Origin of the sequence: Methylobacterium sp. BE186 (genome assembly GCF_031457035.1) — a bacterium.
GTDB lineage: Bacteria > Pseudomonadota > Alphaproteobacteria > Rhizobiales > Beijerinckiaceae > Methylobacterium > Methylobacterium segetis.
Map to the genome: position 1 here is coordinate 14513 of NZ_JAVDVV010000015.1, position 22835 is coordinate 37347.

The following is a 22835-nucleotide window of genomic DNA, read 5'->3' on the forward strand; positions in this document are numbered from 1 at the left end:
GCCTCCCGGACCCAGCCCCCTTTAGGCGCCGGCCCGCTCGCGCGAGGCCGGCGTTGTCGCGTCCGGCGCTCGCGTTCAGCGCCCGAAACGCTCGAATTTCGGGAAGCTGCGGGTCATCAGCGTGCCGGCCTCGGCCCGGTGGCCCATCCACTTCTCCAGAACCTGCGCGTTGGCGAGCCGCGCCTGACCCGATCCGTCCCGCCAGGGCAGGCCCTCCGCGAGCGTGAAGATGCAGGCATCCGTGAGGCTTGCCGCCCGGCAGCGCTGAAGGCGCACGCCCTTGCCGCGGGCGAGTTCCGGCAATTCCGAGACGGGGAACACGAGGAGCAGCTTGTCCGAGGAGCAGACCGCGACGTGGTCGCCCTCGCCCGCCGGCACCAGCACGGCGGCCACCGCCGCGCCGTCGAGGCCGAGGATGCCCTTCCCCTTGCGGGTGTTGGCGACGAGCGCGTCCGCCGGCGCCAGGAAGCCGCGCCCGTCCGAGCCCGCGATCAGGAGCCGGCTGCCGGCCTGATAGGGCAGCGCGGCCACGATTTCGGTGCCGTCATCGAGATCGACCATGAGGCGGATCGGGTCGCCGAAGCCGCGCCCGCCCGGCAGCTTCGAGGCTTCGAGGGTGAAGACCTTGCCGTTGGAGGCGAGCACCAAGATCTTGGCCGTCGTCTCGGTGGGGAAGCCGATCTTGAGGCTGTCGTCGCCCTTGAAGGCGATGCCGGAGAGGTCGGCGACGTGGCCCTTGAGCGCGCGCACCCAGCCCTTCTGCGAGACGATCACGGTGACCGGCTCGCGCTCGACCATCGCGGCCGTGAAGTCGATGCCGGCGGTATCCGGCGGGTTCTCCAGGGTGGTGCGGCGGGCGCCGAGCTTGGTTTCCGGTCCGAAGGTCTTCTTCACCGCCCGGATCTGCTGGGTGATCGTCTTCCACTGGAGCGGCTCGGAGGCGAGGAGCGCATCGAGCCCCTCCTTCTCGGTCGTGAGCGATTCGAGCTCGCGCTTCAGCTCCATCTCCTCGAGCTTGCGCAGGGAGCGCAGGCGCGTGTCGAGGATGGCGTTCGCCTGGATCTCGGTCAGCGTGAAGCGGGCGATCAGGGCCTGCTTCGGCTCGTCCTCCTCGCGGATGATGCGGATCACCTCGTCGAGGTCGAGATAGACGATGAGCAACCCGCCCAGGATCTCGAGCCGCCGCTCGATCTGGCCGAGGCGGAAGCGCGAGCGGCGCTGGAGCACGACCCGGCGATGGCCGAGCCACTCGCGCAGGGCCTCGGCAAGGCCGATCACCCGCGGCACCTGCCCGCCGACGAGGACGTTCATGTTGAGCGGGATGCGTGCCTCGAGTTCCGAGAGGCGGAACAGCGATTCCATCAGCACGACCGGATCGACGCTGCGGGAGCGCGGCTCCAGCACGACGCGGACGTCCTCGGCCGATTCGTCGCGCACGTCGGCGAGCAGCGGGAGCTTGCGCTCCTGCAGCAGCTCCGCGAGCTTCTCGATCAGCCGCGCCTTCGGCACGCCGTAGGGAATCTCGGTGACGACGATGTTCCAGGTGCCGCGGCCGAGATCCTCCTTCGCCCAGCGGGCGCGAACGCGGAAGGCGCCGCGGCCGGTGCGATAGGCCTCGGTGATGGCCTGCGCCGAATCGATCAGGATGCCGCCCGTTGGGAAATCGGGACCCTTCACGAAGCTGTTGAGCTGCTCCGAGGTCGCCGCCGGGTGGCTGATCAGGTAGAGCGCCGCATCGCAGAGCTCGGCGGCATTGTGGGGCGGGATCGAGGTCGCCATGCCGACCGCAATGCCCTGGCTGCCGTTGGCGAGAAGGTTCGGGAAGGCCGCGGGCAGGACCGAGGGCTCCTCCTTCTCACCGTTGTAGGAGGGCCGGAAATCGACCGTGTCCTCGTCGATCCCGTCGAGGAGCAGGCGCGCCACCTCGGTCAGCCGCGCCTCGGTGTAGCGGTAGGCGGCCGGCCCGTCGCCGTCGATGTTGCCGAAATTGCCCTGGCCGTCGACGAGCGGGTAGCGCTGCGCGAAATCCTGCGAGAGGCGAACCAGCGCGTCGTAGATCGCCTGGTCGCCGTGCGGGTGGAAATCGCCCATCACGTCGCCGACGATCTTGGCGCATTTCTTGTGCACCGTGTTCGGGTCGAGGCGGAGCAGGCGCATGCCGTAGAGGATGCGCCGGTGCACCGGCTTCAGGCCGTCGCGGGCATCGGGCAGGGCCCGGTGCATGATGGTCGAGAGGGCGTAGGCGAGGTAGCGCTCTTCCAGCGCGGTCTTCAGCTCGACGCTCTCGACATCGCCGGTCGGCGGCTCGAAGGGCTGTCCCATGAAAGCTCCGAAGGGAATCGCTCAAAAAAAGAACATAACACGAACAGGCTCACGCGGACGCGAGACCGAGTGCGACGAATCGCGTCCGCTCCTCGGGAACCGCGAGTCCGCGTGGCTCCCAGAGGTGGCGGGCCAGAAAATACCCCGTCAAGGTAAATCCCTGGCGAACGTCCTCCGGCCCGGGCACCCGGTTGGCACCGGAGCGCTCGCCGAGGAAGGCCGGCAGGGGCAGCAGGCGGTCGCGGTAGGGCTCGCCAGCCGAGGCGCTCACCGCGCGCCCCGTCTTCGGCGAGACGTAGATCAGGGCGTCGTTGCCGCCGGTCGCCGCGCAGGCGTCGAGATCGAGACCGAAGCCCAGTTCGGCGAGCACCGCGAGCTCGAAGCGCACCATGAGCGCGGAGGCGATCGCCTTGTCGTCGAGGTGGTCGATCAGCACCTGCGACGCCTCGTAGAGCGCCGGGTGCGGGTCGCGCTCCGGCAGAAGCCGCAGCAGGCCCGCCATATGGTTGACGCCGTAGAGGGCGAGGCCCGAACCGATCAGGCGGGAGGCGACGAGGTCGAGCGGCTCGACCGCGTAGGAGCCGAGGCCCTCGTCGATGCGGGCGCGCCAGCTCACGCGGATGCGGTTGCCGGGCTGGAGAACGGGCTGCATCCGGCGCGAGCGGCCGCCGTGGACGAGCCCGAGATGGCGCCCGTGCCCGGCCGTCATCGCCTCCAGGATCACCCCCGTTTCGCCGTGCCGGCGCAGGCCGATCACGAAGGCGTCGTCGCTCCACTGCATGGACGATAGATAAGCATCCGGGCGCGGAAATGTGAGCGCCGGACCCGGCTTGATGGTTGCCCCTGCAACGGTATCGTCGCATCCCGCCCGGAGGCGAACGCCCGTGATTCTCAGCCGACCCGCCGCCCGCTTCGGGGCCGCCCTGGCGATCTTCTGGGGTGCTGGCTGCACGAGCGCGTCGACACCGCCGATCGCCGCGACCGAGGCCGTGCCACTGGGCTTCAAGGAGCGCATCGCCGCGCTGGCGCTCCGCCAAGTGCAGTTCGGCGCCGTCTCGGTCCGGCCCGTCTCCTTCGAGAAGAGCCGCATCGCTGGCCCCTTCGAGGATGGCGGGCGCACACTCTATTGCGTGTCGAGCCGGATGCGGGGGCGCAGCCTGTTCGGCACCGAGCGCGCGAAGGTCGTGATCCGGGAGGAAATCGGCACCGAGGCGCTCAGCGTCGTGCGCGACGAGCCGGAAGTCTGCGAGGGTCACCGCTCGGTGCCTTTCCCCGAACTCGAAGCCTACGCCGCCCGGCGGAGCTGAGCCCGGGCTTGATCCGGCGCCGCGGCGATGGTCCCCTCGGCCCATGCCCGCCGCCAACCTCGCCCTCACCCTCGACCTGATCGCCCGAGCCCATCCGGAACCCGTCGCGGACGACGCGACCGCGCTCCACCTCCTCACCGACGACGAGTTGCGGCCCGGCCTCGCGACAGCCCTGTCGGGCAAGCCCGGCTCCGCCGACGAGATCTGGGTCTTCGCCTACGGCTCGCTGATGTGGCAGCCGGAATTCACGGTGGCGGAGCGCCGCCTCGGGCTGGTGCGCGGCTTCCATCGCCGCTTCTGCCTGCTGCAGCGGCGCTTCCGCGGCACGGTCGAGCGGCCGGGCTTCGTGCTGGCGCTCGACCGGGGCGGCACCTGCAAGGGCGTCGCCTTCCGCCTCTCGGGCGCGGACCCGATGACAACGCTCATGCCGGTCTGGCGCCGGGAGATGAAGGGCAACGGCTACGAAGCCCGCTGGCTGCCCGTCGAGACGGAAGCCGGCACCGTCCACGCGCTGACCTTCATCGTTAACCGCCTCGGCGACCGCTACGCGGGCCGGCTGAGCGAGCCCGAGATCGCCGACAAGATCGCGGCGGCCTGCGGGCATCTCGGCCCCAGCGCGGAATACCTGCTGCGCACCGTCCAGGCCTGCGCCGAGCTCGGAATCCGCGACCGCCACCTGACGCGGCTGCAGGCGCTGGTGGCGGAGCGGCTGCGCACGTGTGATGTCTGATCCAACGGATCTCGCAGCCGCCGCGAACGGCAGCCCCGACGCCGGTGGATGGGCGCGGGTCCCCTCCCCCGACGGGGAGCGGGACAGGGCGAGGGATGGAGGGGCATCCGGAGAGATCGCACCCCTCGCACCGTCCGCATCCGGGGGACTCGACCTCTTCCCAACCGGAGAGGCGGGCGGACGCGTCCGCATCTGACCGCGGCAGCGACGTCGAACAGGATTCCGCTCAGTTCACCTCGACCTGCACCACGCCCGGCACGGCGCGGAGCGCGCCCGCCACCTGCGGGCTCGCCTGGTACTTGCCCGACAGCTTCACCTCGACCTCGCGCTCGCCCCCATCGAGGATCAGGATCAGCGAGACCTCGCCCTCCCCGCGCAGGGACAGGCGCTGCTGCACGGAGCCGAGCGGGCGCTCGTCGCGCAGGTAGATCCGCATGCCCTTCTGATAGCGGGCGACCGCCTGGTCGAGGGGTTCGGCGGTCTGGATGCGGGCGCGCACGTCCTCGCCCTCGAGATTGGCCTGGAGCTGCAGCACCAGCGGGCGGCCGGGCTCCAGGATGTCCCGGTAATGGCCGAGCCCTTCCGAGAAGATGATCGCCTCGAAATGGCCGGTCTGGTCCGAGAGGGTGACGATGCCGAGCTTGTTGCCGGTCTTGGTGCGCCGCTCCGCGCGGTCGAGCACGGAGGCGGCGACGCGCCCGACGCTCGTCGTGCCGGCGCGGACGGCCCGGCAGAACTCGGCCCAGGTCTGGACGCGCAGCTTCTCCAGGAGGTGCCCGTACTCGTCGAGCGGGTGGCCGGAGAGGAAGAAGCCGATCGCGTCGTATTCCTTCTTCAGTTTCTCGGCCATCGGCCAGGGATCGTAGGCCGGGATGCGCAGGGAGACGTCAGCCGAGGCGACGCCGCCGAACATGTCGGCGATGCCCGTCGTCTCGGCCTCGGCCGCGCCCTGAGCGAGCTTCATCATCGGCTCGACGGCCGCGAAGGCGCGGGCCCGGTCCGGCTCGATGCCGTCGAGGGCGCCGGCCGCGATCAGGTTCTCCAGCGTCCGCTTGTTGATGTGGCGCGGGTTGAGGCGGCGCGCGAGGCAGGCGAGGTCCCGGAACGGGCGGTCGCCGCGCGCCTCGACGATCGCCTCCACCGCCGCCCGCCCGACGCCCTTGATGGCGGCGAGCGCGTAGCGGATGCGGCCCTCGTGCACCTCGAACACGACGCCGGACGTGTTGATCGAGGGCGGCTCGACCACGATCTTCATCCGCTGCGCGTCCTGGCGGAATTCGGCGAGCTTGTCGGTGTTGTCGAGGTCGAGCGTCATCGCGGCGGCGAGGAACTCGACCGGATAGTTCGCCTTCAGATAGGCCGTCTGGTAGGTCAGCAGGGCGTAGGCCGCCGCGTGGCTCTTGTTGAAGCCGTAATCGGCGAACTTGGCGAGCAGATCGAAGATCTCGTTCGCCTTCGCCTGAGCCAGTCCGCGCTCGACGCAGCCCTTCACGAAGCGGTCGCGCTGGGCGTCCATCTCCGCCTTGATCTTCTTGCCCATGGCGCGGCGCAGGAGGTCGGCGTCACCGAGCGAGTAGCCGGCGAGCACCTTGGCCACCTCCATCACCTGTTCCTGGTAGACGATGATCCCGAAAGTCTCCTTCAGGATCGGCTCCAGCTTCGGGTGCGGGTACCAGCTCGCCTCGTTGCCGGCGTCCCGCCCGAGCTTGCGCTCGCAATAGACGGGGATGTTGGCCATCGGGCCCGGCCGGTAGAGGGCGACCAGCGCGATGATGTCCTCGAACCGGTCGGCCTGCATCTCGCAGAGCGCCTTGCGCATGCCGGCCGATTCCACCTGGAACACGCCGACCGTCTCGCCGCGCTTCATCGGCTCGTAGGTCTTCTCGTCGTCGAGCGGCAGGCTCGCGAGATCGACGTGGATGCCGCGCAGCTTGAGGAGGTCCGTGCAGCAGCGCAGCATCGTCAGCGTCTTGAGGCCGAGGAAGTCGAACTTCACGAGCCCCGCCTGCTCGACCCACTTCATGTTGAACTGGGTCACCCGCATGCCCGTCTTCGGGTCGCGGTAGAGCGGGACGAGCTGCTCCAGCGGCCGGTCGCCGATGACGACGCCGGCGGCGTGGGTCGAGGCGTGCCGGTGCAGGCCCTCCAGCTTCTTGGAGATCTCCATGAGGCGGGCGACGATCGGCTCCTCCTCGATCGCCGATTGCAGCTTCGGCTCCCCCTCGATCGCCTGGGCGAGCGTCACGGGGTTCGCCGGGTTCTGCGGCACGAGCTTCGTCAGCTTGTCGACCTGCCCGTAGGGCATCTCCAGCACGCGGCCGACGTCGCGCAGCACGCCGCGGGCGAGCAGCGTGCCGAAGGTGATGATCTGGGCGACCTGCCGGTGCCCGTAGCGCTCCTGCACGTACTGGATCACGCGCTCGCGGCCCTCGACGCAGAAGTCGATGTCGAAATCCGGCATCGAGACGCGCTCGGGGTTGAGGAAGCGCTCGAACAGCAGGCCGAAGCGGAGCGGGTCGAGGTCGGTGATGAGGAGCGACCACGCGACGAGCGAGCCCGCGCCCGAGCCGCGGCCGGGCCCCACCGGGATGTCGTGGTCCTTGGCCCACTTGATGAAGTCCGAGACGATCAGGAAGTAGCCCGGGAACTTCATCTTGACGATGACGTCGAGCTCGAAGGCGAGGCGCTCCCGGTAGATCTCCTCGGACATGCCCGGCGCGGTGCCGTGCTGCTTGAGGCGCAGTTCGAGCCCCGCCTCGGCTTGCCGCCGGAGTTCGGCCGGCTCGTCGAGGGTAAGGGTCTCCGCGACCGCGCTCGCGGCCTCGGCGCTGGCCTCGACCGTGCCGGTGGGCGCGGCCTCCCTGTCGACGAGCGCGGCCGCCTGGTCGGCAGCGGCGACGCTGCCGAAATTCGGCAGGATCGGCTTGCGGGTGCGCACCCGGTAGGCGCAGCGCATGGCGATCTCGACGGTGGCCGAGAGCGCCTCCGGCAGGTCCCGGAACAGCTCCGCCATCTCGGCGCGGGTCTTGAAGGCGTGGCGCGGGGTCAGCCGGCGGCGGCGCTCGTCGGAGACGAGGCGCCCTTCCGCGATGGCGAGCAGCGCGTCGTGCGCCTCGTAGTCGCCCGCCTTGCCGAAGAAGGGCTCGTTGGTGGCGGCGACCGGCAGCCCGTGCCGGTCGGCGAGGCGCAGCAACTCGCGCTCGACCCGGCGCTCGTCGTCGGCTCCATGCCGCTGCAATTCGAGGTAGAGGTGGTCCTCACCGAAGGCGGAGAGAAGCTGCCCGAGGCGGGAGGCGGCGAGTTCCGGCCTCCCCGCGCGCAGCGCCGCGTCGAGCGGGCCGGTCGCTCCGCCGGTGAGCGCGATCAGTCCTTCGACGCCGTCGTCGAGCGCGCTCGCGGCGACCCGCGGCGCCTCGCCGAGCGGGCCGTCGAAATAGGCGCGGCTCGCGAGCCGCAGCAGATTGCCGTAGCCCGCCTCATCCTGGGCGAGGATGACGATGTTGCAGGCGGGCACGCTCAGCCGGGCCATCGGGTCCGGCGCCTCGAAGACGACGGAGAGCTGCATCCCGGCGATCGGCTGGATGCCGGAGCCCGCCGCCTTCTCGGAAAACTCCAGCGCACCGAACAGGTTGTTCGTGTCGGTCAGCGCGAGCGCGGGCTGCCTGTCGCCGACAGCCGCCTTCACGAGGTCGCCGACCTTGAAGGCGCCCTCGAGCAGGGAATAGGACGAGTGAACGTGGAGGTGGACGAATCCGACCTCCTTGAGCTGGCGCGCCATGACCGACCTTGTTCGTGGTCGGCCAGGATTCCGGCTCGGGCTTAAGGTGTCATCCGCAAAGGCGATGCTCGCCGCAGATGTCCACCGCCATGTGCCCTGCCGGCATCACCGGGGGCGGCCTGCCGCCCGAAACCGCACCCTTGCCGCGCTTTCCTGTGGGCGGCACCCGCCGGGCGGGAACTTTCCGGGAACGGGAAGGCACCCTTAATGGAGCGGGGCCAAGGCTACGGCCCAGAGCGCCACCGCGCTCGACAGGAGACCGAAGGCCGTGAACTCGATGAACCCCGTCAGGACGTTCCGCTTCGTGCTCATCGCTCGCATCTGCGCCTCCTTCTGATAGGCACAGTTTTGTTCCTGTTTTGTTCTATGTAAAGCGGGGATAGCGGGAAGACCCGCGCGCTGGTTAGCGGGGGGTAAACGACCGACGCTCGGCCCAGTGGCCGCGGGGCCCGTCGCGTCAGGCCAGTTGCTCGATCAGCCCGTCGCGGATCGTGACCCGCCGGTCCATGCGGGCAGCGAGGTCGAGGTTGTGGGTGGCGATCAGCGCGGCGAGGCCGGAGGCCCGCACCAGCGCGGTCAGGATCGAGAAGACGTGGTCGGCCGTATGGGGATCGAGGTTGCCGGTCGGCTCGTCGGCCAGCAGCAGCCGCGGGCCATTGGCGACCGCGCGCGCGATGGCGACGCGCTGCTGCTCGCCGCCCGAGAGCTCGGCCGGGCGGTGCTGCAGGCGGTCCTTGAGGCCGAGAAAGCTCAGAAGCTCGGCCGCTCGCGTCTTGGCCTCGGCCCGCGACAGGCCGCGGATGAGCTGGGGCATCACCACGTTCTCCTGCGCCGAGAACTCGGGCAGCAGGTGGTGGAACTGGTAGACGAAGCCCATCTCCTCGCGGCGCAGGCGCGTGCGCTCGGCGTCGCCCATCGCGGCGGTGGGCTGGCCGCCGACATAGACCTCGCCGCCATCGGGCTTCTCGAGGAGCCCGGCGACGTGCAGCAGCGTCGACTTGCCCGCCCCCGAGGGCGCCACCAGGGCGACGAGTTCGCCCGGCCAGATCGCGAGGTCGGCGCCCCGCAGGATCTCGAGTGCACCCTCGGCTTGAGGGTAGCGCCGCTCGACGCGGGCGAAGAACAGGGCCGGCACCGGCTGCGCGCCGGCGGGCTCGGGCGTCGTACTCATGAGCGTGACCCCTCTTGCGCCTCAGCCGTACCGCAACGCCTGGACCGGATCGAGCCGGGCGGCGCGCCAGGAGGGATAGAGCGTCGCGACGAGCGACAGCAGGAACGCGGTGACGACGACCACCGTGATCTCCGTGGCGTTCATCTGGGCCGGAATCTCGGCGAGGAAGCGCACGGTCGGGTCCCAGGCGGATGGGAAGAGGAAGCGCTGGATCGGCTTGATGTTGAGCGTGATCAGGATGCCGAGCCCGAGACCCGACAGCGTGCCCACGAGGCCGATCAGCGCGCCGTTGATCAGGAACACGCGCATCACGGTGCCGGGCGTCGCCCCCATGGTCCGGAGGATCGCGATGTCGCTCGACTTGTCGCGCACGAGCAGGATCAGGCCGGAGATGATGTTGAGGGTCGCCACCACCACGATCAGGCTGAGGATCAGGAACATCACGTTCCGCTCGACCTCCAGCGCGCCGAAGAAGGTGCGGTTGCGCTGGCGCCAGTCGGTCAGGAGCACGGGGCGCTCGGCCGCCATCTCCAGGGGCTCGCGCATCTCGGCCACCGCGTCGGCGTTGTCGAGGTAGATCTCGATCAGGCTGACGTCGCCCTCCCGGTTGAAGAAGGCCTGCGACTCGGTGAGCGGCATGAAGACGAAGGTCGCGTCGAACTCGGTCATGCCGATCTCGAACACCGCCTTGACGGTGTAGGCCTTGGTGCGCGGCGCCGTGCCGAAGGGCGTGGTCGCGCCCTTGGGGGTCGAGAGGGTGATCTGGTCGCCCGCCTGGAGACCGAGGGATTCGGCGAGGCGCCGGCCGATCGCGACCCCCGCCCCGTCGTCGAACCCGTTGAGGGTGCCGCTGCGCAGGTTCTTGGAGATCGCGGCGATGCCGTCGAGGTCCTGCTCGCGCACGCCGCGCACCAGCACGCCGCTGCCCCCGTAGGGCGAAGAGGCGAAAGCCTGCCCCTCGACGAGGGGAATGGCCGCGCGCACGCCCGCGACCTTCGAGAGGCGGTCCGAGAGATCCGTGTAGTCGGTGAACAGCTTGTCGATGGGCGTGACGAAGACGTGGCCGTTGATGCCCACGATCTTCGAGAGGAGTTCCGCCCGGAAGCCGTTCATCACCGAGAGCACGATGATCAGCGTCGCGACGCCGAGCGCGATGCCGAGCACCGAGAAGAAGGCGACCACCGAGACGCCACCGCCCCGCCGGCGCGCGCGCAGGTAGCGGCCGGCGATGATCCACTCGAAGGGCGCGAAGGGCGCCGTCGAGCCGGCGCGCAAGCTCGCGCCGACGCCCCGCACCCGCTCTCCCAATCTCCCCGCGAGCCCCGACATCGCGGCCTCAGATCCGCTTCAGCCGGGCGAGGAGATCGACCGGCGCCAGCGTCTCGCGCTCGCCCGTCGCGCGGCGCTTCAGCTCGACCCTGCCCTCGGCGAGCCCCTTCGGCCCGACGATGACCTGCCAGGGCAGGCCGATCAGGTCGGCGGTGGCGAACTTGGCGCCCGGCCGCTCGTCGCGGTCGTCGCAGAGCACGCTCATCCCGGCGGCCTCGAGCTGGGCCTGGATCTCGGCGCAGGCGCCGTCGGTGGCGGCATCACCCACCTTCAGGTTGATGAGGGCCACGTCGAAGGGCGCGACCGCGTCCGGCCAGACGATGCCCGCCTCGTCGTGGCTCGCCTCGATGATCGCGGCGACGAGGCGGCTCGGCCCGATCCCGTAGGAGCCCATGTGCACCGGCCGCTCGATGCCGTCGGGGCCCGTCACCTTGGCGCCCATCGGCTCGGAATACTTGGTGCCGAAGTAGAAGATGTGCCCGACCTCGATGCCGCGGGCCGAGAGGCGGCTCGCCTCCGGCACCTCGGCGAAGGCGTCGGGCTCGTGCATCTCGTCGGTCGCCGCGTAGTGCGAGGTCCAGGCATCCACGATCCCCTGCAGGCCGGGGACGTCCTCGAAGTCGGTCGTGGCCGGCGGGATCTCGAAATCGAGATAGGCGCGGTCGCAGAAGACCTCGCTCTCGCCGGTGCTCGCCAGGATGATGAACTCGTGGCTGAGGTCGCCGCCGATCGGCCCCGTATCGGCCCGCATCGGGATCGCCTTGAGGCCGAGCCCGGCGAAGGTGCGCAGATACGCCACGAACATGCGGTTGTAAGCGTGGCGCGCGCCGGCCTGGTCGAGGTCGAACGAGTAGGCGTCCTTCATCAGGAACTCGCGCGAGCGCATGGTGCCGAAGCGCGGGCGCACCTCGTCGCGGAACTTCCAGGAGATCTGGTAGAGGTTCTTCGGCAGATCCTTGTAGGAGCGCACGCTCGCCCGGAAGATCTCCGTGACCACCTCCTCGGCGGTGGGGCCGTAGAGCATCTCGCGCTCGTGGCGGTCGGTGATGCGGAGCATCTCCTTGCCGTAAGCCTCGTAGCGGCCCGATTCCCGCCAGAGCTCGGCCGATTGCACGGTCGGCATCAGGAGCTCGACGGCACCGGCCCGGTCCTGCTCCTCCCGGATCACCGCGCAGACCTTGTTCAGGACGCGCAGGCCCAGCGGCAGCCACGCGTAGATGCCGGCCGATTCCTGACGGACGAGCCCGGCGCGGAGCATCAGCCGGTGCGAGACGATCTCGGCTTCCTTCGGCGTCTCGCGCAGGGTGGGCAGGAAATAGCGGGAAAGGCGCATGGGGAGCCTAAAGTCGTGGTCGGATGCTGGCTGGCCGGGGGTGTCCGCGGCGCGCCGGGGCACACAACACATTGCATCGGGAAAACACAAGCGCCGCAGACGCCTGCACCGGCTGCCCGCCACGACGGCACGGGCGGCCCCGGTCCGGCATCGGTCCCTCTTCGCGATCTTGAACGTCGCGTCGGGACGGTTTGCCGCATCGTCGGCAAAAAAACGCAGATTTCTGCTCCAGACCCCGTGACAGGGCGAAATCTTATTCCTATAAGCGTGCCGCGATGGTCGCGCAGCCGTCCAGAGGCAGCGCACGGTCCGAGTCTTGGGAGGAACATTCAGCCGCCACGCAGGCAATGCGTAGGACAATTCAAGGCTGAGACGAGCAACAGCTCTTCAAGCAAGGCGTAACGCCTTGCTTTTTTGTTTTTCCGGGACCCGCCATCGAGCCTGCCGGTCTGACCGGCCCATCCTTTATGCTTGCATCCGAGTGGCCACCGCGATTTCAGCGGGCGAGCCCGCAGATCCGCGAGCGATCGACGGACAGTCTCACCCGGATCCTGCGCGCGGGGCGAGGGACTGGAGCGGGCCGCTTCCGTCAGGCGATCGCTCTGGTCGGCGACGCGCCGCCCTCCTGCGCCGTCTCGCGCAGATTGGCGAGGGCATAGGCCGCGATGCAGAGGTAGCAGAGGACGGGCGCGCCGAGGGCGAAGCTCAGGCCGACATGGTCGGCAAGGTAGCCCGTCGCCACGGGGATGATCGCTCCGCCGACGATGGCGACGCAGACGATGCCCGCCCCTTGCGCCGTGCGCTCGCCGAGCCCCTCGATCGCCAGGGCGAAGATCGTCGGGAACATGATGGCGTTGGCAAGCCCCACGGCGAGCAGCGTCCAGGCGGCGAGCGGTCCCTCGGACAGGCCCGATACGGTGGCGAGCAAGGCGGCCGCGACGGCGCAGGCCGCGAGCGCGGCGCCCGCCCGGACGTGGCGGAGCGCGACGCTGCCGATTATGCGCCCGACGAGAGCCCCGCCCCAGTAGAAGCTGAGGAGATGGCCGGCCGTCGCCGGATCGGCGCCGAGCACCCGGGGCTGCTCGAGGTAGCTCACCATGAGCGTGCCGATCGCGACCTCGGCACCGACGTAGAGGAAGATCGCCGCCGCCCCGAGGGCGAGGCGCGGCCGGCGCAGGAGGTCGAGGCCGAGCCCCTGCACCTCGGCGGCGTGTTCATCCTCCCGCACCCAGGAGCGCACGGACCAGAACAGGATCGCGAGGCCGATCAGCCCGCCCGCGATGACGAGGAACGGCACCTGCAGCACGGCGGCCTCCGCCTGACGCGCGGCGGCGAGCGCCCCGGGCGCCAGAGCGGCGGGGTCGGCGGGCGTCGCCGGCTCGTGGGACAGGATCGCCCAGGCACCGATGACCGGGCCGACCGTGGTCCCGAGCGAGTTGAAGGTCTGGGCCAGCGTCAGCCGGCTCGGCGCCTGGGCGGCGGGCCCGAGCTTCGTCACGAGGGGGTTGGCCGCCACCTGCAGGATCGCGATGCCGGAGGCCATCACGAACAGGGCGAGGAGGAAGAGCGGGTAGAGCCCGACCCGGGCGGCCGGCGCGAACATCACCCCGCCCGCGGCCATCACGACGAGACCGAGGACGAGGCCGCGCATGAATCCGATGCGGGCGACGAGGAGCCCCGCCGGCAGGGAGACGATGGCGTAGGCGAGGAAGAAGCAGAATTGGGTGAGCGTCGCCTCGGCATAGCTCAGGGCGAACAGGCTCTTCAGCTTCGGGGTGATGATGTCGACGAGGACGGTGGCCAGCCCCCAGGTGAAGAACAGGGCCAGCATGAAGGGCAGGAGCCAGCGCCTGCGGCCGGCGCCCGCCTCGTCCGCGGCGCTGCTCTGCGCCGTGCCCGCCTGCGGCAGCATAAGCTCCTCCCGATGCTCGTGACGTATCGGGTGCACCCGCACGTCTTGTCACGGGTTGTCGGGAGGGGCTGGCGGCCTGTCAATCGAAGGGCGGTTTACAAACCCGCGAGCGGGAAGACGGCGAGCGCCCCCAGGAAGGCCGCCCCGGCGAACAGGCTCGTCCAGATCGCCTTCTCGCGCAGCCGCGGCAGGGCGGGCGCGCCGGGGTCCTGGCCCGGCACGATGTGCTCGGGCCGGGTCTCGGGCTGATTGCGGATGGGCAGGATCGCGAAGAGGAGCGTCCACCACAGCACGAAGTAGAGCGCGGCCGCCCCGCCGATCGTGAGCTTGAAGAGGCTGACCGCCAGCGCCACGAAGGCAGCGGCCAGCACCACCACGGCCCCGACGGTCAGCGGAGTGGAGCGGCTGAGGGCGTGCATCCCGCGCAATCCCTCAGACCTGCTCCAGCTCGACGAGCGTGCCGAGGAAGTCCTTCGGGTGGAGGAACAGCACCGGCTTGCCGTGGGCGCCGATGCGGGGCTCCCCGGTGCCGAGCACGCGGGCCCCCTGGCCCTTGAGGCGGTCGCGGGCGGCGATGATGTCGTCCACCTCGTAGCAGACGTGGTGGATGCCGCCGCCCGGATTGCGCTCGACGAAGCCCTCGATCGGCGAGCCCTCGCCCAGCGGCTCCATCAGCTCGATCTTGCTGTTGGGCAGTTCCACGAACACGACGGTGACGCCGTGCTCGGGCTGGGGCAGCGGCTCGGAGAGCTTGGCGCCGAGCGTGTCCCGGTAGACGGCCGAGGCCGCCTCAAGATCGCGCACCGCGATGGCCACGTGGTTGAGCCGCCCGATCATATCGTTTCCTCCCGGTCGCAGGTTCTTCCCTCCCCTTTCGCGGGGAGGGGCATCTCGTCAGTGCCAGTCCTATCACACCTCGACCACCTGCACGTGGCAGGCGGGCTTCTTGCCCCAGACCTCGTTGACGCCGGAGCGGATGGCGCGGTCGACCGCCTTCTCGACGGCGTCGGCGTCGCGGCGCTTGCCCTTCGAGAGGCCGGACAGGGTGCGCGAGACGATCTCGACCACCGTGTCGATCAGGGGCTCGCCGTCGCGGCCGCGGTTCGGCAGGCCCATGATGTCGACGGCCGGCTCGCCGGCCACGTCGCCGTCCTCGTCGATGGCGATGGCGACCGAGACCATGCCCGACATCGCGAGCTTGCGCCGCTCGGGGATCGCCCGATCCTTGTCGTCGACGAGGACGTTGCCGTCCTTGAACAGGCGCCCGGCCTTCGTGTGGTCGATCACCTCCGGCGTGCCGGGCGCGAGGCGGATCAGGCTGCCGTTGCGGGCCTTGACCACGTTCGGGACACCCTGCGCCCGGGCGAAGCGGGCGTGCTCGTCGAGGTGGAGCGCCTCGCCGTGGACCGGGATCGCGGTGCGAGGCCGGGTCCAGGCATACATCTCGGCCATCTCCTCCCGGCGGGGATGGCCGGAGACGTGGACGAGTTCGGTCCGGTCCGTCACCACCTCGACGCCCTGGTTGATCAGGTCGTTGATGATGGAGCCGACATCCCGCTCGTTGCCGGGGATGGCGCGCGAGGAGAAGATCACCCGGTCGCCGCCGGCGAGCGTGATGGCTGGGTGATCGCGCCGCGAGACCCGCGCCAGCGCCGCCCGCGCCTCGCCCTGCGAGCCCGTCAGCAACGCCACCACCTTGGAGCGCGGCAGGTTGCCGTAGGAATCCGGGCTCAGGAACTCGGGCAGGCCGTCGAGGTAGCCGCATTCCCGGGCCACCTCGATGACCCGGTCCATGGCCCGCCCCACCGCGACCACCTGGCGCCCGCAGGCCTGGGCGGCCTCAGCCACCGCGCGGATGCGGGCGACGTTCGAGGCGAAGGTCGTCACGGCGACCCGGTGCTCCGACTCGGTGATGAGACGCTTGAGCGTCGCGGCGACCTCCGCCTCGCTCGGGGAGCGGCCCTCGCGCACCACGTTCGTCGAATCGCAGACGAGCGCGATGATCCCCTCGTCGCCGAGCTTACGGAAGGACGCCTCCTCCGTGACGTCGCCGAGGATCGGCGTCGGATCGAGCTTCCAGTCGCCCGTATGGACGACGAGGCCGTGCGCGGTGCGGATCGCCACCGCGTTCGACTCGGGGATCGAGTGCGAGACCGGCACGAACTCGATGTCGAAGGGGCCGACCGTGACACGCCGGCCCGGCACGACCTCCTTCAGCTCGACCTTGGGCGCGCCGGGCTCGCCCAGGCGGCGGGCCTCCAGGAGGTTCTTGGCAAAGCGCGTCGCGTAGACGGGCGCGCGCAGCCGCGGCCAGAGCTCGCTGATCGCCCCGATGTGATCCTCATGCGCGTGCGTGATGAAGATCCCGAGGAGATCGGCCTTGCGCTCCTCGATGAAGGAGAGATCCGGGAACATGAGGTCGATGCCCGGCATCGCCTCCTCGCCCGCGAAGCCCATGCCGCAATCGACCAGGATCCATTTCCGGCGCTTCTCCGGGCCGAACCCGTAGAGGCCTGCATTCATCCCGATCTCGCCCACGCCGCCGAGCGGCAGGAAGACGAGGTCGTCTTGCCCTGTCGTCATCAAGTTCAACCCAAACTCACGCCGCCGTCGCGGCCGTCCCGAAATGCACCTCGCCCGCCGTCACGGTCCTGCGCGTGCCGTCCGGGGCGAGGATCACGAGCCGCCCCCCCTCGTCGATCGTGTCAAACAGGCCTTCCAGCGTCTCGCCGCCGGTGCGGACCGCGATCCGCGACCCGAGCCCGGCGGCCCGCGCCAGCCAGCGCGCGCGAATGCCTGCGAAATTCCGTCCGCCATCCCAGAGGCGCGCCGCCTCGGTGACATGGCCGGAGAGGAATTCAAGAACTTTCTCCGCTCCGGCCCCGCTTCCCAGTGCGGAGAGCGACGTTGCCGGGTAGGCCAAGCCTTCGGGGGAGGCCGCGACATTGACGCCGAAGCCGATCACCACCGCCCGCCGCCCACCGGGCAGTACCTCCGCCTCCAACAGGATGCCGGCGAGCTTGGCGCCGTCCGCCAGCACGTCGTTGGGCCATTTCAGAGCGATAGATCGGGAGCCGCGGCCCGGATCGCAGCCCGGCACGGTGCCGCAGGCGTCTGCGACCGCGGCGGCCAGCGAGACGCCCGCCACGAAGCCGAGGGTCGCGACCCGGTCCGCCTCGACGCCCGCCACCGGCCAGAGCAGGCTCGCGGCGAGGTTGCCGGGCAGCGACGTCCAGGTGTTGCCACGGCGGCCGCGCCCCGCCTCCTGGCGGCGGGCGACGACCCAGAGCGGGCCCGTCTCGCCCGCACGCGCGCGCTCCATGGCCTCGGTGTTCGTCGAGCCGAGGCTTTCGTGGACGTGGAGCCGATGCCCCGCCGCCCGCGCCGCCTCGCTGAGCCGGTAGCTCAACGGGATCTCAGAACAGCGACCTCGCCGCGGCGTCCGCGGCGCCCCGGAGCGGACCGGGGAGCAGGAAGAACAGGATCACGACGACGCTGGAGATGGCCAGAACGATTCGGAGGCCCGGCGCCATCGCCTCGTAGGGAGCCTTCGCCTCGTCGAAATACATCACCTTGACGATGCGCAGGTAGTAATAGGCGCCAACCACGCTCGTCACGACGCCGATCACGGCGAGCGTCACGAGGCCCGCCTTGATGGCGGCGGCGAAGACGTAGAACTTCGCGAAGAAGCCGGCCAGCGGCGGGATGCCGGCGAGCGAGAACATCATCATCGCGAGGCAGAAGGCGAGCACCGGATGGGTGCGCGAGAGGCCGGAGAGATCGTCGATCGTCTCGAACATCTCGTCGCGCCGCCGCAGCGAGAGGATGATCGCGAAGGCGCCGAGCGTCATGGCGAGGTAGATGATCATGTAGATCACCACGCCCTGCACGCCCTCCTGCGAGCCGGCGGCGAGGCCGATCAGCGCGTAGCCGATGTTGCCGATCGACGAATAGGCCATCAGGCGCTTGATGTTGCGCTGGCCGATCGCCGCGAAGGAGCCGAGCGCCATCGAGGCGATCGAGACGAAGACGATGATCTGCTGCCAGATCGCGGTCACATCCGGGAAGGCGCCGATGAAGACGCGCACGGTCATCGCGACCGCGGCCATCTTCGGGGCCGAGGCGAAGAAGGCGGTCACCGGCGTCGGCGAGCCCTCGTAGACGTCGGGCGTCCACATGTGGAACGGCACCGCCGACATCTTGAAGGCGACGCCCGCCGCCACGAACACGATGCCGAGAACGATGCCGAAGCCCGCCTCGCCGTGCAGGGCCGAGACGATTCCGGGGAAGGAGACGGTGCCCGTGAATCCGTAGACCAGCGAGGCGCCGTAGAGCAGCATGCCCGAGGAGAGAGCGCCGAGGACGAAGTATTTCAGGCCCGCTTCCGTCGACTTCAGATTGTCCCGGTGGAAGGCGGCGATGACGTAGGCCGCGAGCGATTGCAGCTCCAGCCCGAGATAGAGGGCGATGAGGTCGTTGGCCGAGGCCATCACCATCATGCCGATCGTGCAGAGCACGATCAGGATCGGGTACTCGAACCGGTCGATCCGCTCGCGCTGGAAATAGTCGCGCGAGAGCAGGATCGTGGCGGACGAGCCGAGCAGGATCAGCCCCTTCATCACCCGGGAGAAGGCGTCCGAGATGAAGGCGCCCGACAGCGTCGTCACCTTCATGCCCGCGGGCTGCGAGACGACCACGAAGAAGGCCAGCAGCAGAAGGAGCAGGGCGCCGACATTGACGCCCTCCACCGAGCGCTCGCCGCGGAAGGCGCCGTAGAGGATCAGCACCATGACGCCGACGGCGAGGATCAGCTCGGGCAGGAGCGGCGCGAGGGTCGGAAGGACGGTCTGGGCGGCGGTCATGGTTCCGTTTGCCTTCAGCGCGCGACGGGCAGCGCGGCGGCCGCGGTCTGCGTGTTCGAGAGGGCGGTCTTGATGCTCGCCATCAGCGCCTCGGTGGAGGGCGCGAACGTGTCGAGGATCGGGGCCGGGTGCACGCCGTAATAGATCGTCAGCGCGACGAGCGGCGCGAGGATCAGCTTCTCGCGGAGGTCGAGGTCGAGGATGCCCTTCAGCGAGGGCTTCTCAAGCTTGCCGTAGATCACGCGGGCGTAGAGCCAGAGGGCGTAGGCCGCCGACAGGATGATGCCGAAGACCGAGAAGAAGGCCACCGTCGGGTTCGCCTTGAAGGCGCCGGTCATCGCCAGGAACTCGCCGACGAAGCCGGATGTCCCGGGCAGGCCCACATTGGCCATGGTGAAGACCATCATGGCGACCGCGTAGAGCGGCATCCGGTTCACGAGGCCGCCATAGGCCGCGATCTCGCGGGTGTGCATCCGGTCGTAGATCACGCCGACGCAGAGGAAGAGCGCGCCGGACACGATGCCGTGCGAGATCATCAGGAACAGCGCGCCCTGGATGCCCTGCTCGTTCATCGTGAAGAGGCCGAGCGTCACGAAGCCCATATGGGCGACGGACGAGTAGGCGATCAGCTTCTTGATGTCGGTCTGCATCATCGCGATCAGCGAGGTGAAGATGATCGCGATCACGGAGAGGGCGAAGACGAGCGGCGCGAAGCTCTGCGAGGCGTCCGGGAACATCGGCAGCGAGACCCGGATGAAGCCGTAGCCGCCCATCTTCAGGAGGATGCCCGCCAGGATCACCGAACCCGCCGTCGGCGCCTCGACGTGAGCGTCGGGAAGCCAGGTATGGACCGGCCACATCGGCATCTTCACCGCGAAGGAGGCGAAGAAGGCGAGCCACAGCCAGGTCTGCATGTGCGTGGGGAAGCGCGTCTGCAGGAGCGTCGGGATGTCGGTGGTGCCCGCGTGCCAGTACATCGCCATGATGGCGAGCAGCATCAGCACTGAGCCGAGCAGCGTGTAGAGGAAGAACTTGAAGCTCGCGTAGATGCGCCGCTTGCCGCCCCAGATGCCGATGATCAGGAACATCGGGATCAGGCCGGCCTCGAAGAACAGGTAGAACAGCACCAGGTCGAGGGCCTGGAACACGCCGATCATCGTCGTCTCGAGGACCAGGAAGGCGACGAAGTATTCCTTCACCCGGGTCTCGATCGCGTGCCACGAGGCGCCGATGCAGAACGGCATCAGGAAGGTCGTGAGCAGGATCAGCGGCATCGAGAAGCCGTCGACGCCGAGCTTGAAGCGGATCGTGTCGGTGAGCCAAGCATGGCTCTCGACGAGTTGGAAGCTCGAAGAGGTCGCGTCGTAGCGGCCCCAGGCGACGAGCGAGAGCAGGAAGGTGACGATCGTCGTGGCCAGCGCCGCCCAGCGGGCGTTGCGCTTCACGCTCTCCTCGTCGCCGTTCAGCGTGAGGATGAAGGCCGCGCCCGCAAGCGGCACGATGAGCAGGCCGGAGAGGATGCCGAGGCCGAACATCAGCGGAGATTCCCGTTCTTCTCGTTGACGGCCATCAGTGCCCGCCCTTCGGCAGGCCGGACATCAGGTACCAGCTGATCAGGCCGGCGACGCCGACGAGCATCACGAAAGCGTAGTGGTAGACGTAGCCGGTCTGGAGGCGGACCACGCCGCGGGTCACGTCGACCACGCGGGCCGCGATGCCGTTCGGTCCCAGACCGTCGATTACCCGGCCGTCGCCCTCCTTCCAGAGGAACAGGCCGAAATCCTTGGCGGGCCGCACGAAGATGCGGTCGTAGATCTCGTCGAAGTACCACTTGTTGAGCAGGAACCGGTACAGGATTGGCTGCTGCGCGGCGAGGCGGCCGGGCAGTTCCGGCCGGCGAATGTACATCCAGAAGGCGAGAAGGAAGCCGAGCACCAGCATGATGAAGGGCGAGGCGACGACCCAGCCCGGCACGTGATGCATCTCGTGCATGATGTGGTTGTCCGGCCCGTGCGCGAGCGCGTGGCCCCAGAACGCCTCCATGCCCTCGCCGATGAAGCGGTCCTTGAAGATCAGGCCGGCGAACAGCGCCCCGAAGGCGAGGATCGCCAGCGGGAACGTCATGGTGAACGGGCTCTCGTGCGGCGTGTGCGGGTGGTGGTCGTGGTGCTCGATGGCGCTGTGCGAGGCGGGCTCGACGTCGTGGCCGTGATCGTCGTGCGCGACGCCCTCGTGGTGGCCGGGCAGCCCGTCCGCCTGATGCGGGTCGGCATGGCCGTGAGCGCCCGCATGGGCGACGGCCGCGTGGTGGTCGGCGTGACCGTGCGCGCCGTGATCGACCCAGCGGGCCGGGCCCTCGAAGGTCATGAAGAACAGGCGCCAGGAGTAGAACGAGGTGAAGAAGGCGGCGATCACGGTGGCCATGAAGGCCAGCGTGTGGCCCGGCCGGGTCGAGGCATAGGCCGCCTCGATGATCGCGTCCTTCGAGTAATAGCCGGCCGTGAACGGGAAGCCGATCAGCGCGAGCGTGCCGATCGCCATCATGGCGGTGGTGAAGGGGATGTAGGGGCGCAGCGCGCCCATGTTCCGCATGTCCTGCTCGTGGTGCATCGCGTGGATGACCGAGCCGGCCCCGAGGAACAGCAGCGCCTTGAAGAAGGCGTGCGTGAACAGGTGGAAGATACCGACGGAGTACGCCCCGACGCCCAGCGCCACGAACATGTAGCCGAGCTGCGAGCAGGTCGAGTAGGCGATGACCCGCTTGATGTCGTTCTGCACGAGGCCGACGGTCGCCGCGAAGAAGGCGGTGATGCCGCCGATGACCGTGACGACGATGAGCGCGTTCGGCGCCAGCTCGAAGAGCGGCGAGAGGCGCGCGACCATGAAGACGCCGGCCGTGACCATGGTGGCGGCGTGGATCAGCGCCGAGACCGGCGTCGGGCCCTCCATGGCATCGGGCAGCCAGGTGTGGAGCAGGAACTGCGCCGACTTGCCCATCGCGCCCATGAACAGCAGCAGGCAGGCGAGGGTCAGGGCGTGCCAGTCGTAGCCGAGGAAGTGGAAATGCGCGTCCTTGAGTTCGTTCACGCGCGGAAAGATGCCGTCGAAGGCGACCGAGCCGAACAGCACGAAGACGAGGAAGATGCCGAGGGAGAACCCGAAATCGCCGACGCGGTTGACGATGAAGGCCTTCATCGCGGCGGCATTCGCCGAGGGCTTCTCGTACCAGAATCCGATCAGCAGGTAGGAGGCGAGGCCGACGCCCTCCCAGCCGAAGAACATCTGCACGAGGTTGTCGGCCGTCACCAGCATCAGCATGGCGAAGGTGAACAGCGACAGGTAGGCGAAGAAGCGCGGCCGGTGCGGATCCTCCTCCATGTAGCCGATGGAGTAGAGGTGCACGAGGGTCGAGACCGTCGTGACCACGACGAGCATGACCCTCGTGAGCGTGTCGATGCGGAAGGCCCAGTCGACGACGAGGTCGCCGGCCGTGAACCACGTCGCCACCTGCACCCGCGTCGCGTGGTCCGCCCCCTCGAAGAAGACGCCCCAGGAGAGCAGCGCCGAGAAGGCGAGGCAGCTCGTCGTCAGGTACTCGCAGGCCCTCGCGCCGAGGAAACGGCCGAACAGGCCGGCGACGAGCGCGCCGATGAGGGGGAAGAAGACGATCGCGTGATACATCGTTCTCTAGCGTCCGGCCTCGCGCGGCGTCGTCGGCCGCGCGTCGAGTCCAAGGGGGTCCAGGCGGCGGCTTCCCGTCAGCCCTTCATCATGCTCACGTCCTCGACCGCGATGGAGCCGCGATTGCGGAAGAACACGACGAGGATGGCGAGGCCGATGGCGGCCTCCGCGGCGGCGACCGTGAGGACGAACAGCGCGAAGACCTGGCCCGTGATGTCGTTGAGGTGGGTGGAGAACGCCACGAGGTTGATGTTCACGGCGAGCAGGATCAGCTCCACCGACATCAGGATCACGATGACGTTCTTGCGGTTGATGAAGATGCCGAGCACGCCGAGCGTGAACAGGATCGCGGCGACCGTGAGGTAGTGGCTCAGTTCGATCATCGTTTCCTCAAGCTCCGACCTGCTCTC

General features: G+C 69.3%; 17 protein-coding genes. 2 read left to right on the plus strand and 15 right to left on the minus strand.

Going from position 1 to position 22835, the window contains the following annotated elements; genetic code table 11:
- Positions 1-75: 75 nt before the first annotated feature.
- Together parC and recO are read right to left on the minus strand one after the other, a co-directional pair.
- Positions 76-2322: a DNA topoisomerase IV subunit A gene (gene parC, locus J2X36_RS15955; protein ID WP_132253600.1), complete on the minus strand. Its 2247-nt coding sequence runs from the start codon at positions 2320-2322 to the stop codon at positions 76-78.
- Positions 2323-2371: 49 nt separating this feature from the next.
- Positions 2372-3103 carry a DNA repair protein RecO gene (gene recO / locus J2X36_RS15960; RefSeq protein ID WP_132253602.1) on the minus strand — a complete coding sequence of 244 codons (732 nt, stop codon included), beginning with the start codon at positions 3101-3103 and terminating at the stop codon, positions 2372-2374.
- Positions 3104-3206: 103 nt separating this feature from the next.
- Here recO and J2X36_RS15965 point away from each other — a divergent pair, with 103 nt between their 5' ends.
- Positions 3207-3629: a hypothetical protein gene (locus J2X36_RS15965; RefSeq protein ID WP_405029802.1), complete on the plus strand. Its 423-nt coding sequence runs from the start codon at positions 3207-3209 to the stop codon at positions 3627-3629.
- 43 nt (positions 3630-3672) lie between these two features.
- A complete protein-coding gene (locus J2X36_RS15970; protein ID WP_310351435.1) occupies positions 3673-4359 on the plus strand; it encodes a gamma-glutamylcyclotransferase in 687 nt (228 codons plus the stop codon).
- 226 nt (positions 4360-4585) lie between these two features.
- Here J2X36_RS15970 and dnaE read toward each other — a convergent pair whose 3' ends face one another.
- The 13 genes from dnaE to nuoK all read right to left on the minus strand — a co-directional run bounded on the left by dnaE (position 4586) and on the right by nuoK (position 22808).
- Positions 4586-8137, minus strand: a complete 3552-nt coding sequence (gene dnaE / locus J2X36_RS15975) for a DNA polymerase III subunit alpha (protein ID WP_310351438.1) — start codon at positions 8135-8137, stop codon at positions 4586-4588.
- Positions 8138-8594: 457 nt separating this feature from the next.
- A complete protein-coding gene (locus J2X36_RS15980; RefSeq protein WP_132253608.1) occupies positions 8595-9308 on the minus strand; it encodes an ABC transporter ATP-binding protein in 714 nt (237 codons plus the stop codon).
- Positions 9309-9329: 21 nt separating this feature from the next.
- A complete protein-coding gene (locus tag J2X36_RS15985) occupies positions 9330-10637 on the minus strand; it encodes a lipoprotein-releasing ABC transporter permease subunit (RefSeq protein WP_132253611.1) in 1308 nt (435 codons plus the stop codon).
- Positions 10638-10644: 7 nt separating this feature from the next.
- Positions 10645-11970, minus strand: a complete 1326-nt coding sequence (proS, locus tag J2X36_RS15990) for a proline--tRNA ligase (RefSeq protein WP_310351441.1) — start codon at positions 11968-11970, stop codon at positions 10645-10647.
- A 589-nt stretch (positions 11971-12559) separates the two neighbouring features.
- Positions 12560-13882, minus strand: coding sequence for a sugar MFS transporter (locus J2X36_RS15995; RefSeq protein WP_310351443.1), 1323 nt, complete (start codon positions 13880-13882; stop codon positions 12560-12562).
- 95 nt (positions 13883-13977) lie between these two features.
- Positions 13978-14301 carry a DUF1467 family protein gene (locus tag J2X36_RS16000; protein WP_310351444.1) on the minus strand — a complete coding sequence of 108 codons (324 nt, stop codon included), beginning with the start codon at positions 14299-14301 and terminating at the stop codon, positions 13978-13980.
- A 13-nt stretch (positions 14302-14314) separates the two neighbouring features.
- The gene (gene mce, locus J2X36_RS16005; protein WP_132253620.1) at positions 14315-14719 is read right to left on the minus strand and encodes a methylmalonyl-CoA epimerase; all 405 of its coding nucleotides are present in this window, start codon (positions 14717-14719) and stop codon (positions 14315-14317) included.
- Positions 14720-14791: 72 nt separating this feature from the next.
- Positions 14792-16465 carry a ribonuclease J gene (locus J2X36_RS16010; RefSeq protein WP_132253623.1) on the minus strand — a complete coding sequence of 558 codons (1674 nt, stop codon included), beginning with the start codon at positions 16463-16465 and terminating at the stop codon, positions 14792-14794.
- A 16-nt stretch (positions 16466-16481) separates the two neighbouring features.
- Positions 16482-17291 carry a biotin--[acetyl-CoA-carboxylase] ligase gene (locus J2X36_RS16015; RefSeq protein ID WP_310351447.1) on the minus strand — a complete coding sequence of 270 codons (810 nt, stop codon included), beginning with the start codon at positions 17289-17291 and terminating at the stop codon, positions 16482-16484.
- Between the two features lie 7 nt (positions 17292-17298).
- Positions 17299-18744 carry an NADH-quinone oxidoreductase subunit NuoN gene (gene nuoN, locus J2X36_RS16020; RefSeq protein ID WP_132253627.1) on the minus strand — a complete coding sequence of 482 codons (1446 nt, stop codon included), beginning with the start codon at positions 18742-18744 and terminating at the stop codon, positions 17299-17301.
- 14 nt (positions 18745-18758) lie between these two features.
- Positions 18759-20279 carry an NADH-quinone oxidoreductase subunit M gene (locus tag J2X36_RS16025; RefSeq protein WP_132253629.1) on the minus strand — a complete coding sequence of 507 codons (1521 nt, stop codon included), beginning with the start codon at positions 20277-20279 and terminating at the stop codon, positions 18759-18761.
- Between the two features lie 34 nt (positions 20280-20313).
- Positions 20314-22425 (minus strand): NADH-quinone oxidoreductase subunit L, encoded by a 2112-nt coding sequence (gene nuoL, locus J2X36_RS16030; protein ID WP_310351451.1) that lies wholly within the window; start codon positions 22423-22425, stop codon positions 20314-20316.
- 77 nt (positions 22426-22502) lie between these two features.
- Positions 22503-22808: an NADH-quinone oxidoreductase subunit NuoK gene (gene nuoK / locus J2X36_RS16035; protein ID WP_310351453.1), complete on the minus strand. Its 306-nt coding sequence runs from the start codon at positions 22806-22808 to the stop codon at positions 22503-22505.
- Positions 22809-22835 lie beyond the last annotated feature (27 nt).

Bases quoted from the DNA above. Each gene is read 5' to 3' on its own strand.
- parC (WP_132253600.1), bottom strand. From the start codon at position 2,322: ATGGGACAGCCCTTCGAGCCGCCGACCGGCGATGTCGAGAGCGTCGAG.
- recO (WP_132253602.1), bottom strand. From the start codon at position 3,103: ATGCAGTGGAGCGACGACGCCTTCGTGATCGGCCTGCGCCGGCACGGC.
- J2X36_RS15970 (WP_310351435.1), top strand. From the start codon at position 3,673: ATGCCCGCCGCCAACCTCGCCCTCACCCTCGACCTGATCGCCCGAGCC.
- dnaE (WP_310351438.1), bottom strand. From the start codon at position 8,137: ATGGCGCGCCAGCTCAAGGAGGTCGGATTCGTCCACCTCCACGTTCAC.
- J2X36_RS15980 (WP_132253608.1), bottom strand. From the start codon at position 9,308: ATGAGTACGACGCCCGAGCCCGCCGGCGCGCAGCCGGTGCCGGCCCTG.
- J2X36_RS15985 (WP_132253611.1), bottom strand. From the start codon at position 10,637: ATGTCGGGGCTCGCGGGGAGATTGGGAGAGCGGGTGCGGGGCGTCGGC.
- proS (WP_310351441.1), bottom strand. From the start codon at position 11,970: ATGCGCCTTTCCCGCTATTTCCTGCCCACCCTGCGCGAGACGCCGAAG.
- J2X36_RS15995 (WP_310351443.1), bottom strand. From the start codon at position 13,882: ATGCTGCCGCAGGCGGGCACGGCGCAGAGCAGCGCCGCGGACGAGGCG.
- J2X36_RS16000 (WP_310351444.1), bottom strand. From the start codon at position 14,301: ATGCACGCCCTCAGCCGCTCCACTCCGCTGACCGTCGGGGCCGTGGTG.
- mce (WP_132253620.1), bottom strand. From the start codon at position 14,719: ATGATCGGGCGGCTCAACCACGTGGCCATCGCGGTGCGCGATCTTGAG.
- J2X36_RS16010 (WP_132253623.1), bottom strand. From the start codon at position 16,465: ATGACGACAGGGCAAGACGACCTCGTCTTCCTGCCGCTCGGCGGCGTG.
- nuoN (WP_132253627.1), bottom strand. From the start codon at position 18,744: ATGACCGCCGCCCAGACCGTCCTTCCGACCCTCGCGCCGCTCCTGCCC.
- J2X36_RS16025 (WP_132253629.1), bottom strand. From the start codon at position 20,279: ATGTTCGGCCTCGGCATCCTCTCCGGCCTGCTCATCGTGCCGCTTGCG.
- nuoL (WP_310351451.1), bottom strand. From the start codon at position 22,425: ATGTATCACGCGATCGTCTTCTTCCCCCTCATCGGCGCGCTCGTCGCC.
- nuoK (WP_310351453.1), bottom strand. From the start codon at position 22,808: ATGATCGAACTGAGCCACTACCTCACGGTCGCCGCGATCCTGTTCACG.